The organism is Paradesertivirga mongoliensis (assembly GCF_024436395.1).
GTDB classification, from domain to species: domain Bacteria; phylum Bacteroidota; class Bacteroidia; order Sphingobacteriales; family Sphingobacteriaceae; genus Paradesertivirga; species Paradesertivirga mongoliensis.
On sequence record NZ_JAFMZO010000001.1, the window covers coordinates 1 to 14,678 of the forward strand.

Annotated in this window: 10 protein-coding genes; 4 read left to right on the forward strand and 6 right to left on the reverse strand. The window is 41.2% G+C overall.

Features of this window, described 5'->3' with window-relative positions:
- Positions 1-205: 205 nt before the first annotated feature.
- Both J3P43_RS00005 and J3P43_RS00010 read right to left on the reverse strand, forming a co-directional pair.
- The gene (locus tag J3P43_RS00005; protein WP_255897702.1) at positions 206-397 is read right to left on the reverse strand and encodes a hypothetical protein; all 192 of its coding nucleotides are present in this window, start codon (positions 395-397) and stop codon (positions 206-208) included.
- An 18-nt stretch (positions 398-415) separates the two neighbouring features.
- The gene (locus J3P43_RS00010) at positions 416-583 is read right to left on the reverse strand and encodes a hypothetical protein (protein ID WP_255897703.1); all 168 of its coding nucleotides are present in this window, start codon (positions 581-583) and stop codon (positions 416-418) included.
- A 43-nt stretch (positions 584-626) separates the two neighbouring features.
- Between J3P43_RS00010 and J3P43_RS00015 the strand changes: the two genes are divergently transcribed.
- The 4 genes from J3P43_RS00015 (at position 627) to J3P43_RS00030 (ending at position 2,234) form a co-directional block, all read left to right on the forward strand.
- Positions 627-1,385 (forward strand): hypothetical protein, encoded by a 759-nt coding sequence (locus tag J3P43_RS00015; protein ID WP_255897704.1) that lies wholly within the window; start codon positions 627-629, stop codon positions 1,383-1,385.
- 79 nt (positions 1,386-1,464) lie between these two features.
- Complete coding sequence (locus J3P43_RS00020) at positions 1,465-1,860, forward strand: DUF5675 family protein (RefSeq protein ID WP_255897705.1); 396 nt, start codon at positions 1,465-1,467, stop codon at positions 1,858-1,860.
- Entirely contained in the window at positions 1,857-2,063 is a 207-nt protein-coding gene (locus tag J3P43_RS00025; protein ID WP_255897706.1) for a hypothetical protein, read from the forward strand. The genes J3P43_RS00020 and J3P43_RS00025 overlap by 4 nt, the downstream gene beginning before the upstream one ends.
- Entirely contained in the window at positions 2,064-2,234 is a 171-nt protein-coding gene (locus J3P43_RS00030; RefSeq protein ID WP_255897707.1) for a hypothetical protein, read from the forward strand.
- Positions 2,235-3,076: 842 nt separating this feature from the next.
- Here J3P43_RS00030 and J3P43_RS00035 read toward each other — a convergent pair.
- The 4 genes from J3P43_RS00035 to J3P43_RS00050 form a co-directional block, all read right to left on the reverse strand.
- Positions 3,077-4,552 carry a PKD domain-containing protein gene (locus J3P43_RS00035; protein ID WP_255897708.1) on the reverse strand — a complete coding sequence of 492 codons (1,476 nt, stop codon included), beginning with the start codon at positions 4,550-4,552 and terminating at the stop codon, positions 3,077-3,079.
- A gap of 366 nt (positions 4,553-4,918) precedes the next feature.
- On the reverse strand, positions 4,919-6,502 hold the full coding sequence (locus tag J3P43_RS00040; protein WP_255897709.1) for a RagB/SusD family nutrient uptake outer membrane protein: 1,584 nt from the start codon (positions 6,500-6,502) through the stop codon (positions 4,919-4,921).
- Positions 6,503-6,527: 25 nt separating this feature from the next.
- A complete protein-coding gene (locus J3P43_RS00045; RefSeq protein ID WP_255897710.1) occupies positions 6,528-9,641 on the reverse strand; it encodes a SusC/RagA family TonB-linked outer membrane protein in 3,114 nt (1,037 codons plus the stop codon).
- 694 nt (positions 9,642-10,335) lie between these two features.
- Positions 10,336-14,574 carry a two-component regulator propeller domain-containing protein gene (locus J3P43_RS00050; RefSeq protein ID WP_369414762.1) on the reverse strand — a complete coding sequence of 1,413 codons (4,239 nt, stop codon included), beginning with the start codon at positions 14,572-14,574 and terminating at the stop codon, positions 10,336-10,338.
- Positions 14,575-14,678: the final 104 nt, after the last annotated feature.

A 14,678-nucleotide genomic window follows, 5' to 3' on the forward strand; every position in this document is an offset into this window, starting at 1 on the left:
TTAAAAAGGTTGAAAGAAAGTTTTTAGAAAAAGAACATAATTAGCTGCAAGAAAGCAATCCGGAGAAGTGTTTTAGCTCAAAACATTAGAGCACTGCCTTGACCCACGACTCGGATTGCAGATGACTTTCTTTTAAGCTTTTAGCTCAAGACTCGACAGCCTTGACTTTTTGTTTCTTTTGTGTCAAGACAAAAGAAAGAGAATATCACCTGATTATCCTTCCCAATTCTTCCACCCCCAACCCATAATACCTCGCCAGCTCCTGCACCGTCACATAATGATGCTCCTCCTTCTGGTAATGCTCCTTTATCTTTTTATAGCAAGTACGCGAATAACGTTCACTCTTTCCGGTGATCAGTTGGATATCTTTTGGGTAGACAAATAAACGGGGGTTCATGTAATGTTCAAGTATAGTTCAAGTATGGTTTAAGTATGACGAGAGTATCATTTGCCCTACGGGACTCATATCCCTTCCTTCTCCCACTCCGGCCGTCCATCTAAAATACAAATTTAACACATACAATCCTTGCTTAAAAGGGTTAAATATGGCCTTTCCGGCAAATCCGGTACTACTATTTTTCATCCCTGCCAGCTTAATATTTCCTTTGGTCAAAACATAAATAATTATGGCAAAACAAGATTCAATTTGGAAGTTAAAAGGTACCATCGGAGGTGTTACCTTTTACAAAACGAAAGACGGAAGCCTCGCAAGAGAGAAGACTTCCGTAGATGGTAACCGTATCGCAACCGACCCGGCATTTGCCCGGACCCGCGAGAATGGTGCAGAATTCGGCAGGGCCGGAAAAGCAGGTAAGCTGTTGCGTCGCTCCATGCGCCTGTTGATGCAAAACGCATCCGACAAACGCGTTACCGCCCGCATGACCCAGGAGATGATGCGCGTGCTTAAGGCAGACTCCACCAGCATCAGAGGAATGCGCAACGTCCTGGATGGCGAGCTCGAGTTGCTTACCGGTTTCGAGTTTAACATCAACTCGGTACTAGGCACTACTTTGTTCGCAGAGTATTCCTCAGCAATCGACCGCATTACCGGCGAATTAAAGGTCGACATCCCTCCTTTTGTACCCGCCAGCGCTCTTGCGGCTCCGGCCGGTTCCACCCATTTCAAATTGGGTATCTGCGGGGCCGCAGTTAACTTCGAAACCGAAGAGATTGAGAGTATCCTCGATAGCACCGGCTTCCAGCCGATTAGTACGGATATCCTTCCTGCGCCTCTCGAACTGTCGGTCAACCTCACAGCAAACAGCACCAACCCGCTGTTCCTGGCGCTCTCCATCGAGTTCTACCAGGAAGTGAATGGCCAGTTCTACACCCTGCAAAACGGTGCGTTTAACGGGATGGCCCTGGTAAAAGTGTTGGGTTTGTAAGTTAAATCAAAGGCTGCGGGAGAAATGACCTGGTATCAGGGGGAGCTTCAACTCCCCTCCTGCAGCCTTCATTCAAATCATGGAACTCACATTAACGCGGGTATACCATCCGCAGGGCACTAACGGAATCATTACACTATCGGGCGTTAAAATTTGCGAATCAATAGAGCTCCCCTGGCGGAAAAATGCAACCAGCATTAGCTGCATTCCCGAAGGAAGGTATCCGCTCAAGGCAAGAACTTCACAGAAATACAGCCAGCATATTGAAATAATAGCTGTCCCCGGCCGGAGCTATATCCTGATACATCCGGCAAACTATGCTTTAACAGAGTTGCGTGGCTGCATCGCGCCTGTACTCAAGGCGACTACCCCCGGTAAAGGAGTATTCAGCAGAAAAGCGCTCGACAAACTGATGAATTTGTGCACACCGGTATGGAACGAAAACAAACATGTTCACCTAATAATCAAATCATGAACTTAAAACAAAGAGCAGGAAAAAGAAGTCCTCAGTTTTTCAGAAAGCTGCAACGGATCGCCATTGCATGTACAGCCATTTCGGCAGCCATACTTACGGCACCGGTTTCGCTGCCCGCCGCCCTCGTCACCGCTTCCGGCTATCTGGCAACAGCTGGCGCCGTAGCAGTAGCCCTGAGCAAACTAACCGTGGAGGGCGAATAAATGAAGGGCAGGGAAGATTATCTGTTCGGTATGCTTGGCGGCTCCGTGCTTGGAATAGTACCCAGTATCAATGCCGCACGTATCTTTGAAACTATTGTCCTAGCAACTATCGGAGCAGTGATAAGTTTTTTCGTAACGCGACTGCTCAGATGGTGCTGGAAGAAACGGTGATGCAGCACAAGAACGCAGCCCTTTTCAGGGCTGCGTTCTTGTTTCGTCTAATCACTTTAGCTTGTTGTTATGGATATCCCGTCTGTGCAAACAACTGTAAATTATTTGTAAATAAAGTAACATCCTTGCGGTCAGAAAACGCTGTATAACACAAAAGCCTCTCAGTTCAAACTGAAAGGCTTTATCAAGCTCCCGAAGCTGGGCGCTTCTCGAACCATTTTCTAGAAGATTTGACTAAATTAGCTTGTTTAAATACATCTACATAATGGAATAACCAAAGTGTAAAAGCAAACATTTGTAATACTACACCTTATTCTATTTAATAAGAGTTTAGTTCGTGTATCAATCCCAGCAAATCAGCACTACATAAATCACAATCTTTTCAACTCAAAGACAAAATGACCATACAAAAATAAGAATTTCGAAAAATAAACTTTGGAAAAACCTACTCTCGTCACTGTTGGTTTCTCCATGTGTTTCCCATGTCCAACGGTCCTTTATAATCAGCTACGCCATTAAGCACTTCGTCAGCATTCCAGGCATGGTGCAATGTAATCATTTGTCTTTCAGCATTTTGCGTATAGCTAGAGGTAGTTTGCCTGCTAGTTGACACTAAAGTGCACCTGCAGTATATGTTGCTATAGTTCAACGTGGCAAGGAGAATTAGTAAAGTATAAATGGTAGTTTTTATCCAAAAGTATTCTAGTTGATTTAAATAAGGCTTTTAAGGAGGGACTAACTATATTATAGTTCTTAAAAAGAGTGTCGCCTTTCCTTTATTCCGCCTTGGTCGGGATTTTTTTGTTTTTAAGGTACAGATATCCTACCTTTTTCTAGAGTTGTTATGCACCCTCAACTACAACTTTCATTTTAATTGTTACTTGGTCATTTTGTAATCCCAGAGTCGTCAACGTAACGGTATATATTCCAGGGTACTTATAAATATGGTCGATTTGCTCTTCTATTTTTTCAACACCTGAACGGTCACCAAAATCAATGGTGACAGGTCCTTTGGTATTATATAATTTATTAAATATTAACACTTTTGTTCCTGCTTTTATATCTCTGACAGGAAAATGATACGCCCAGCCGTAGGTGATTTTCATAGGATTTTTCTTATCATATACACGTACCTGCACATAATCCCGATCTTCAGCTCCGTCTTTTGTTTTTACGATAAGTTCTTCTGTATAAAGACCTGGCTTAGTATACTGAGTTCTTATTTTTGGTTTATTAATTATCCTTCCATCATGCAATATCCATGTAAAACTAGAAATAGTGTACCCTTTTCTGACGATACTTCTTGTTGCGTCAAGGGTTACTTCTTGTTTCGGCAATGTATTGGCATATCCACCGGCTATAGCCAAAACGGTATCAGGATAATCACGTAAATAGGCTTCTATCATATATGGAAAAGGACTAACCGCCTGCCCTTTATACATAAAATTAATATGCATATGCGGATCATAGATCTGGTTGCGCGCTCCGTTATAAGTACTCCCTGTTTTCCCCAATATTTGTGCTCTATTTATCCCCGCACCTAAAACAACTTCAGGCTTAACAAATTCTATATTCAGGTGAGAGATGCGATAGGAAAAATCTTCACTTGATTTTACAATTACAGCGTTACTTTGACGATCTCCATTAGGTAAGGGAGTGGCTATTACCTTACCTTTTAGAGGAGCCCTGATATCAAGCTTATCAGGAATCACCCCATAGTCTTCCCCCCTATGATAGTAGAGTTTGTTGTAAGGAACTAAAGAGCTCCAGGAATTATTATATGGAGATGATCTCCAGCGATATTCCGCAATGGGGAAGCGCATATCCTTCGACCCCCAAGATTCATCTTGGTTACAAACCGCAATTCTTACATCTTTTGTAAAATTTTCGATAGCAGCAAAGTCTGCTTTCTTAGCCCATACTCGAGTGTTTTCTATATATATTCTTAGGCCGTTAAAGCCTATAGGCATTTGATAGGCTCTTTGTGGTATAACTACTCTTTTACCATTTACTTTTAATGTAACTTTAGCTTCTTTCAAGCTTTTATTTGCAAATCTTTCCGGCACCCACAAATTTGTCTCCCATATATATTCGATATTTATTAAAGTTATCTTGTAACTTCTTTCACTATTATTAATTTTCCAAGAAAATGATTCGGTCTCGCCAATATTTAAATCTATATACTGCGGCCAACCACTATCGCTATAATTTTGAGTGTGTGTTACATTTCTGCGCGGAATAGTTTTCGAACTGCATTGAACAAATACTAGTGATATTAAAGAAATAAAAAATGGAAAATAAAAAACTGGTTTGCTCATATATAATCAGAAATATATCATGACTGGAACTCGAAATGATTTACGTCTACAGCAAAGCATGAATACTTGCTACCGAAGAAACCGTTGACCTGGAATTTCCATTCCCATCTAGAAATTCGCGTGGTGCTGGTTATATACATAGTTCCATTAGCATGAAGGCGGCTCTCCTCACGATGGAAGGGGCCGCCTGTCACAAATGTCACTCCTCCGTCTGTACGGTATAAGTGTAATCAGCATATTTGCTAACCGTGGCATTCAGGATATTTCCCGTAGGGTCCTGGGGATCAATCGATAGAGTTCCACATGCACTGTTACACTTCCTATTTTTATTGCCCTTGGATCTACGCATTGAATATATGTCTTCTATTAATTCCAATCATTTTGTATATCCTTAGCTACATTTGGGTTAGTTTCCTTCTCTCCCAGCGGAATTGGCAATAAGACATTCTTATCCTGGAATGGCTGGGCCCCTTCTTCAATTTGCCTTTCTGCATTAATGGTTTGCTTCGCAATTCCCCAACGTATTAAGTCAAAATATCGGCTTTGTTCACCACAAAACTCTAATCGGCGTTCGCGCATAAGAATATTTAGAGCCTCAGCTTGTGAGCCCAAAGAGGTGTAGGGAACAGCACCAACCCTGTTTCTTACGTCATTTATCAAACCAAGCGGTATTGAGCTTGTAACACCCTGCTGAATATAAGTTTCAGCAAGCATCAATTTTACATCCGCAAATCTTATAACCTGCGCATTAATACCACTTGTCGGTCCTCCATACACGGCTAGTTTATTATAATACTGGTACTTTAACCAACGATAACCACCAGTAGAAGGATCATTAAAGTTAAATGGCTTAGTACCACCTGCGCATTCCTGACAATACTCGGTTTGTCCGCCGCTAGCAGCGTCTCCATAAAAAGTAAATTTTGCCCGTGGATCTTTATATACAGTGCCATCCATCGGATTAGGATAGGTAAAAGCCTTAACGGCACTGGTTGTAACCAATACATTTTTCCAATCATTAAAGCCATATTCTTGAGCTCTTCCCGAATGGGTAGCTTTAGCGCCCCATGTTTCTTGACCGCCAAACATATAGTACTGATTACCCACACCCCAATCTTTCCATTCCTGGTTCATAATCTGAAAAATTGTTTCAGGATTGTTTTGATTTTGGGTACTGAATAAGTCCATGTAATTAGAAGCCAATGTGTAGGTATAAGGGGCTTTTGTAAGTAAATTAAGCTGGGTCTGCGCTTCACTCCACCTTTTTTGGTACAGATAAGATTTGCCCAACAGGGCTATTGCCGCCCCTTTGGTAACCCTTCCCAGCTCAGTAGCTGGATAATTTAACGGAAGATCTGCAATTGCCTCTTGCAAGTCTTTCTCAATAGCCTCCCAAATCTCTTTTGTAGATGCCCTTGATGGATACGTATTTGCAACGGTGCCTTGATAACTTGTTCGCAAGGGCACCCTGCCATAAGTATTAACGAGATTAAAATTGGCATAAGATTTTAAAAACTTGGCTTCTGCTATGTATTGTTTCTTATGGGCCTCTTCTGCGCTATTTGCAGGTTTCCATTCAGTTGTCCTGTCTATCACAGCATTTGCCCTCAAAATCATCCTATATAAAGAGGCCCAGTATTGTTGTAATTCATTTTGATCAGGACCAAATTTATATTGCGCCAAGGTCAACAACCCGCCCTGTAGGGGTGCATCTGCCTTTGCTTCATAACCTAATAGGTCGAAAATATAATAGTACTCCCTTGTCCATAAACCTGGGTGCAACAAAGTAGCGTAGGTAGCTACTGCCGCCTGGTTTAAAACTACGTCACTTGCAAAGTATGTATCGTAAGTGTATCCACTTTTATTTTCGAGATCGAGAAGGGATTTTTTACAACTCCCCGTTGTAAAAACAAAGCTTATAGCGCACACATAAAAAAATATCTTTCTCATTTGTTGTATTTTAAATAGTTTAAGATTATAACCCAATAGATAAACCTGCCATAAAAATTCTTGGCTGTGGTAACTGAAAATTATCCATGCCCCGGCGGAAGATAAATGCTTCTCCGCCAGCATCAAGCGTGCTTATTTCGGGGTCGTAGCCTTCGTATTTAGTAAAGGTGAGCAGGTTTTCTGCAGAAAAATATATTCTTGCACTACTCAATACATTTCCTGCCAAACGGCTTAAATTTTTGGTTGGGATCGTGTATCCAATCGTTAAATTTCGAACACGCATAAATGAACCATCTTCAATAAAAAAGTCTGATGGACGTAGGTTGCCAGCTGCAGTCGCATTTTGACCAGCTCTCGGCAAAGCTGCCTCATCCCCCGGCTTTTTCCAGCGGTCTAAAATAGCTGTTGTGGCATTATGGCCTGTGGCAGCATTATGTGTAAAGAACCGGGTTGTGTTCGCTAATTTTAAGCCGGAAACACCACTTATTACAAGGTTAAGATCGAAATTCTTGTAACCAACTGTGCCATTAATCCCATAAATAAATTTTGGCATTGGATTGCCGAGTACTTCCTGATCGGCTTCAGTTAAACGGTTATCGCCGGTTAAGTCTTTAAAGATAAAATCACCTGGTTTTAAACCAGTCTGATAAACACCACCCTGCGCTTTTGCATTTAATGCATCGATCTCTCCCTGGTCCTTCGCTACATGGTCTACTCTGTAACCATAAAATGAACCGATGGGAAAACCCTTGGCAGTGTAGGTCATTGCACTTAGGTTGTTTATTCTGCCATCTCTGATGGGTGCCTGAAACTGACTTCCAAGTGAAATGACATTATTTTTATTCCGTGCCCCATTTACGTTTATAGAATAATGGAAATCTTTTTTAGGAATGCTGCGATATCCTACAGAAACTTCTATTCCTTCATTTTCTGCATCGGCGGCATTGGTTACAATGCTGCCGCCACCGCCTAATACATTACCAATGCCATTACTGGTAGGCAATGGAACATTCACCAGTAAACCAGTACTTTCCCTTTTATACAAATCAACGCCTATGTTTAACCTGTCGTTTAAGAAAGCGAGGTCCAGACCTAAATCTGTCTGGTCTGTTTGTTCCCACTGTAAATTGGGATTGGATAACATATTGATCGTTGAACCGGAGTAAAAAGCTTCATTTGAGCCAAATGAATATACAAGATTGCCGGTCGGGGTACCGCTGTAGGTACTTACATCTGTGAGAAAAAGATTGATTTTATTATTACCGGTGCGGCCCCAACCTGCACGCAATTTACCGGAACTGATAAAAGGCAGATTGTCTTTAATAAAACTTTCTTCAGAAAACTTCCATGCTACACCTCCACCAGGAAAATTACCGAATCGGTTGTTCACACCAAAGTTGCTGGATCCATCTCTTCGCATACTGGCATTAATAATATATTTACCATCATACGTATAAGACAGCCTTCCAAAATATGAGATGAGCGTGCCGAATTGGGTACCGTAACCAACGCCAGCATTGCTTACCGTTTGTGTAAGCGCAACAGATATATTCGGTATATTATCATTAGCTATATTGGTACCCAATACGCCTATGCTTGATGAACTGCCTGCATCAATATAGCTGTTCCCCAATGTGGCAGAAATGTCATGTTTGCCGAATGCCTTGTCATAAGAGAAAAAGTTTTCAAATGTATAGGTGCTGGATTTACTGGCGGTAGATGTCGCTTGTCTGCCAAACGTAAGAAAGTTAGATGCAATATAAGGGGTCTGGAAACTTTCGCTGGATCCGCCACCGATGGTGAATGCAATCTGAGACCTGAATTTCAGCCCTTTGATTATATTTACTTCTCCAAAAAGCTGGGGAAATAAAAGATATCCATCGTTTTTCTGGGATCTTACACCTAAGGCCTGAAGCGGATTGTTTACATTGCTGTTATCATCAACATTGGAGACGATTGAATAACCGCCCAAAACACTTGCATCATGTATTGGCTTGTAAGGAGCGTATCGTACGGCATCCTGTAAACTAGCTAATTGGCCTTTATTTGCAGTATATCTAATATTTATGTTCTGCCCAAACCGAAAGCGACCAAGTGTCTCTTCCAAACCAAGACGAGTATTCAAGCGGCTGGTTCGATAATCCTTTACGATAGCCTGTTGGTTGATGTGTCCGATAGATAAATTATATAAAACCTTATCGCTCCCGCCGCTTACATTTAAATAATTTTCAGACACCATTCCGGTTTTAAGAATTTCCTTTTGCCAGTCTGTCACATCACTCAATGACCCGGAAGTAAATTTAGCAGGTACCGGTCGGGCATTTGAAGCTGCTATATCTTTTATCAGGTCTACATAGTCACTCGTATTTAGTGGGTCGAGTTGCCTCCATGCCCTTGCTGTACCCATCTTGGTATTGAAAGTGATTTTTGGCGCACCGGTCTTTGCCCTTTTGGTGGTCACAATCACCACGCCGTTTGCTGCAGCAGAACCATAGATTGCAGTAGAAGATGCATCTTTCAGGATAGTAATGTTCTCGATATCCTGAGGGCTTACACTATTAAAATCTCCCTGTATCCCATCAATAACGTATAAAGGGCTAGCATCTTTAAAAGAACCTGTCCCACGTATAATAATCTGGGCGGATGATCCGGGTACGCCGCTTGAATTAATTACCTGCACACCGGCAGATTTACCAATTAATAATTGTGCGGCATTGGTAGCCGCATTTTGACCTGCACTTTTAGAAGAGATTACATCCAGTGCGCCCACTACATTTGTCTTTTTGGCCGTGCCATATCCTACCACTACTACTTGATCTAATAACTTAACATCCGATTCCAGACTCACGTTAATGATAGACCTGCCGTTTACGGGCACCTCCTTGGTAACGTATCCCATAAAAGAAAAAACCAGGACTCCCTGTGTTCCTGATATATTAATGGAGTATTTCCCATCAACATCAGCGACAACTCCATTTGAAGTTCCTTTCTGAATAACATTCACGCCGGGAATGGCTAGGTTATCCTCGCCTGTTACAGTTCCCTGAATTTGAAAGTTAGTTTGCGCATATGCATTTATGTTAACCCATAAACATACAAGCAACGCCAAAAAAATTTTTTGTAAAAAGTTTAAATTCATACAGTCTAGGTTTTGTGGATTATAATTAATTAACAATAAAAGGTTGTGCCTCTAACATCAATCGCAAATACAATTATTTAACTTATAAGATAATAAGCAATAACAAACTCAGCTGAAATCGCTTCTGCGGATGATCTTCATTTTATTAAAAACCATCTAAACCTATAGCTTTAAGCATAAAAAATCAATGTTCGAAAGCCGGTTAAACCCATTTTTCATATCGCAATCGCTTGTGTTATCGCTTTCGATAGATAGAAAATTTTAAGCTTAAAGAGCAATTCATGGTAAACGGGCAGCTATACGCTGGGGTAGATGTTCAAAAAATAATAAGGTTGAACTATTTAAAGACCGGGATTGAGAAAATAAGGCTGTTTTTGGAGAAGATTGCAACTATGATTCACGCTCAAAACTCGAAAGTTTTTTCCGGAGATAGTAGTGGGAGCTCAAGAAGCTGCCACAAAGAAAGGAAATAATATTATCATAAGTCAGCCAATGAATCGTACGAAACAGAGGTTGCCAATACCCGGGTAATGATTGCTAACGAGGTAGTCGGGTTATGATATCTCTAACAAAACAACACGTAATTTCGAACATATTAAAACCTTTTAGCGTAAAGGTATTCCGATTGTGTTTTCAATCGCGTATGCGATGAATACAAGTACCCAAATTGTGGTTAATGAAGGCTACAATACTTCTATGAGATTTGCTGAGTTACTTCTTGTCCGATTTTTTGTAAGATGGACACAAGCGTACCTGCATTGAATGGTTTAGCGATGTAGTCATCCATTCCCGCTTCCAAACACCTTATTCTATCTTCGGGCATAGCATTGGCAGTCATTGCCACGATTTTTGGCTGTTTGATCAGACTGGCTCTAATAGTCTGAGTTGCTGTCAATCCATCCATCTCTGGCATCAACATATCCATAAGTATTACTTGATACGGCTTTGCATGATGCATATCAACGGCTTCTTTTCCGTTATTAGCAATTTCTGGCTTGTATCCCAATTTAGCAAGTACTATGGTTGCCAATTTCTGGCTAATTAGATTGTCTTCTGCTATAAGGATATTTAATGGATACTCTACCGCGAAAGCTTGATCTAAAAGAGCTGGCACTGCTTTTTCCTCTTGCTCTGCTTCTTCGATCGACATAAATTCCTTCTGTAGAAGACTCCAGAGCTGTTGTTGCTTGATCGGCTTAGTGAGAATGGAACTGAATAGATCAGAGCTTCTTAAAATACTCTCGCTCCCGATTGACGCGAGCAGCATTATAGGGGTTGCTGGTAACCTTTGTCTAATCGCCTCAGCCAATTGAACTCCGTCCATCTCAGGCATTTGCATGTCTGAAATAATCAGGTCGAAACTAGCATTTTTCTCGAGGATCGCAAGAGCTTCTCTTCCCGAACTGGCAACCTCCACCTCTAGTTTCCACACTTCCAGCTGTGACTTTAAAACAGAAGAAACGATTGGATTATCGTCAACTATAAGCACAAGTTTTTTCGTATTTTCTTTGCTAAGACTTTGATGCTGGTGTCGAGGAACACTAGAAGCTTTAACTGCAATATCGAAGAAGAACGTTGTGCCCTCACCTTCTTTGCTTCTCACTCCGATGTTACCATTCATCAATTGCACAAGACGCTCACTGATTGCAAGACCTAGGCCCGTACCTCCATATTTGCGGGTTGTAGATGAATCTACCTGGGAAAATGCTTTGAATAGTCTGGAAATTTTGTCTTCGGGAATTCCAATGCCGGTATCACTGACTTCAAATTTAATTTGCAAAGTGTCGTTATGGATTTTCTGCAAACTGCCTGTTAGTAATACTTGCCCCCGTTTGGTAAACTTCATTGCGTTGCTCACCAGATTGATAAGAATCTGTCGCAGACGCAAGCTGTCTCCAATAAGCACAGGTGGGATGTTGGAATCTAACTCATAAACGAGATCAATTCCGATCTGAGCGGCCTTGTTCGCGAAAACATCCATCACGTTCTCGATGCATTCGCGCAGTTCAAAATCTTCCTCCTCGAGTTCCATATTGCCGGATTCTATTTTCGAGAAGTCAAGGATGTCATTTATTACACCTACCAGAGCATCACCACTTGTGTTAATGATACTCACGTACTCAGATTGCTCAGCATCAAGCGGTGTTTTCTGGAGTAAAGATGCCATACCTATCACCCCATTCATTGGCGTGCGAATTTCATGACTCATTGTAGCCAAAAACAGGCTTTTAGCTTCATTTGCCTTGTCAGCTGCTACTTTTGCCTGTTCAGCCTCCATGGTGCGCAGCTCCAAATGCTCCGCTTGCGATTGTAACTCTTCAGATTGCGCAAAAAGTTCTTCCGTTTGAGCTTGAAGTTGTTCGTTAGCTTCTTGCAGGGATTCACTCTTCTGTTTTAGTTCCTCCGTCCGAACTTTAACTTGCTGTTCTAAAGCGTCTCTTTGTGCTTTAATAGCGTGCAAACGGATTCGATAAAAAGAATAAAAGGACGTAACCACAAGGGCTAATCCCAAAAGTTTAAACCACCAGGTTAGCCAAAAGGGTGGTTTTATGACAACTCTCACTTGCGCTCCGTCATCATTCCACACCCCGTCATTATTTGTAGCTTTTACCTTAAATACATATTCTCCAGGGGGCAGACTGGTATACGTCGCAGATCTCTTATTCCCAATATAAACCCAATCTTTATCAAAGCCCTCTAGCTTATATGCGTACTCATTATCCTCTGGCTTGGTATAATCTAAGGCGGTAAACTGAAAGCTAAAAAAGTTCTGGTCGTAATCTAAATAAATTTCTTTTACGTCAGCAAGGTCATTACTCAAGAGAGCATTCTTAGTGCCGACAATTACCGACTTGTTAAAAACCTCAAAGTTCGTTAGATAGACGGCTGGTTTCAAAGAGTTGATCTGCACATGATCGGGATGAAATGAGGTGATCCCGTTCGTCCCTCCGAAATAGAACTTGCCGTCAATACCCGCGTGGAATGATCCTTTATTGAAAAGATTTAGATCAGGCCCTGCACTGCTCTTAAAAACTTTAAAGCGGTTGGTCTCAGGATTGTACAATGTTAGCCCTTGATTTGTACTGATCCACAAATTACCTCTGTCATCTTCAAGAATTCCTTTCACCAAGTCATCCAAAAGGCCATCCTTAGTACTTATGGTAGTGAATGTTTGACTTATAGCATCAAAACGATTTATTCCAAGATTCGTTCCTATCCATAAGGTGCCTTTCTTATCTTCGTGAATGCAAGTGACATTGTCATTGCTTAAACTTCGAGCACTTGTCTTTTGATGTGTGTATCCGTAAAAGTTCTTTGACTTTTCATCGAACCTGTACAGTCCCAAGCCACTGATACCGACCCACATATTTCCTTTACTATCTTCAGCAATTGCTGATACTGCCCCTGCAGGAAAACCATGGGGATTTTTAGCGTCTGGAATAAAATGCTCGAATACTTTAGTTCTTTTGCTGAATCGGCTAATACCCGAACCTAAAGAGCCTACCCATATATACCCCTTGCTATCTTCGAATAGTCGGGCGATCGACCAGTCGATAGTGCCTTGAGAAGATCTGTCGGACTTAAAAGTCTTGAAAGCTCGGGTTCTTCTGTCAAATACACTTAGGCCACCTTTATATGTCCCTACCCATATATTATTGTCCTTGTCTTCAAGTACAGCCAGAACATGGTTGCTTGGGATACCATTTCTTTTCCTAGGAGAGTATTTGTACTGGTTGAAATCTCCCGGTTTATTTAACACATTCAATCCGCCGCCCTCTGTTCCTATTAACAAGCAACTGTCTCTTGTTTGCCAAATACAGGAAACATAATTATGGCTTAGGCTATTGCCTGTCTTGCTATCCTTCCTAAGACGAGCAAAGTTTTCAGGATGAACGCTTATAAAATTTATTCCGCCGCCGTAAGTCCCTACCCAAATATTCCCATTTCTATCTTTAAAAATAGCATGTACTGAGTTATTTGAAAGACTGAATTCAGACTCTTCCTTTACAAAATGTGTGAACTTTTTTCGATCATGGTGTAATATGCTGATACCTCCGTTTTCTGTGCCAACCCATATGTCGCCTTTTGAATCCTCCGCTATAGAGAGTACGTGGTTGTGAATAAGAGAGTTCTGGTCGCTTTCTTTATTTTTGAAATGATAGAAACTGTCTCGAATGGGATTATATAAATTTACCCCCCCGGCCGGGGTTCCTATCCAAATATTTCCTTTCGAATCTTCGAAAATGGTGGATATCCGATTATCGCTTATGGAGGTCCGCTCTACCCCATTTTGGTAGGTCTTAAACCGGGTAGTATTTTTCGCCAGGAAACTTACTCCGCCCCCATGTGTCCCAACCCATAAGTTTCCTTTTTTATCAGTTAATAATGCTTTAATGTAGTTACCAGGTATCGTTGTCCTGTTATTCGGATCGTTTTTATAATGGATGAATTTTTGAGATTGTATTTCAAAATAGTTAAGACCAAATTCGGTGCCGACCCATAGGTTTCCTTTTTCGTCTTCGACGATGGAAGTAACTTTGTTACTATTAATTGATGTTTCCTTACCATTACTAAGGTAATTTGTAAAAGTTCCATCATGCCGATTAAATAGAGATAGCCCGCCTCTTTCACTTCCCGTCCAAATGCGTTTTTTCGAATCTTCGAATACGACATTTATGGCGTTGTGGCTTAATGATTTGGGATTGCTGACTTCGTGTCTGAAACTAGTAAAGGTGTATCCGTCGTATTTACAAAGTCCATCGGAAGTCCCAAACCACATAAACCCTTTATGATCTTGTATGATCGACACGACGTACCGCTTAGATAGCCCTTCAACAGAATTAAATTGTTTAAAACTGTAGGCTGGACTTTGCGCTGTGCTGAATTGAATGAGTGTAAAACAGGTTAAAAGGGTTAGAAAGAAGGGCTTCATTTCCTAGTTAATATCTGTCTGTTACGTGCTGTCGTCTTCCAAGGTTTCCAACAAACATGAAATAGAACCGAAATACTTTTCCACTTATTAACTATTAAGAAAAA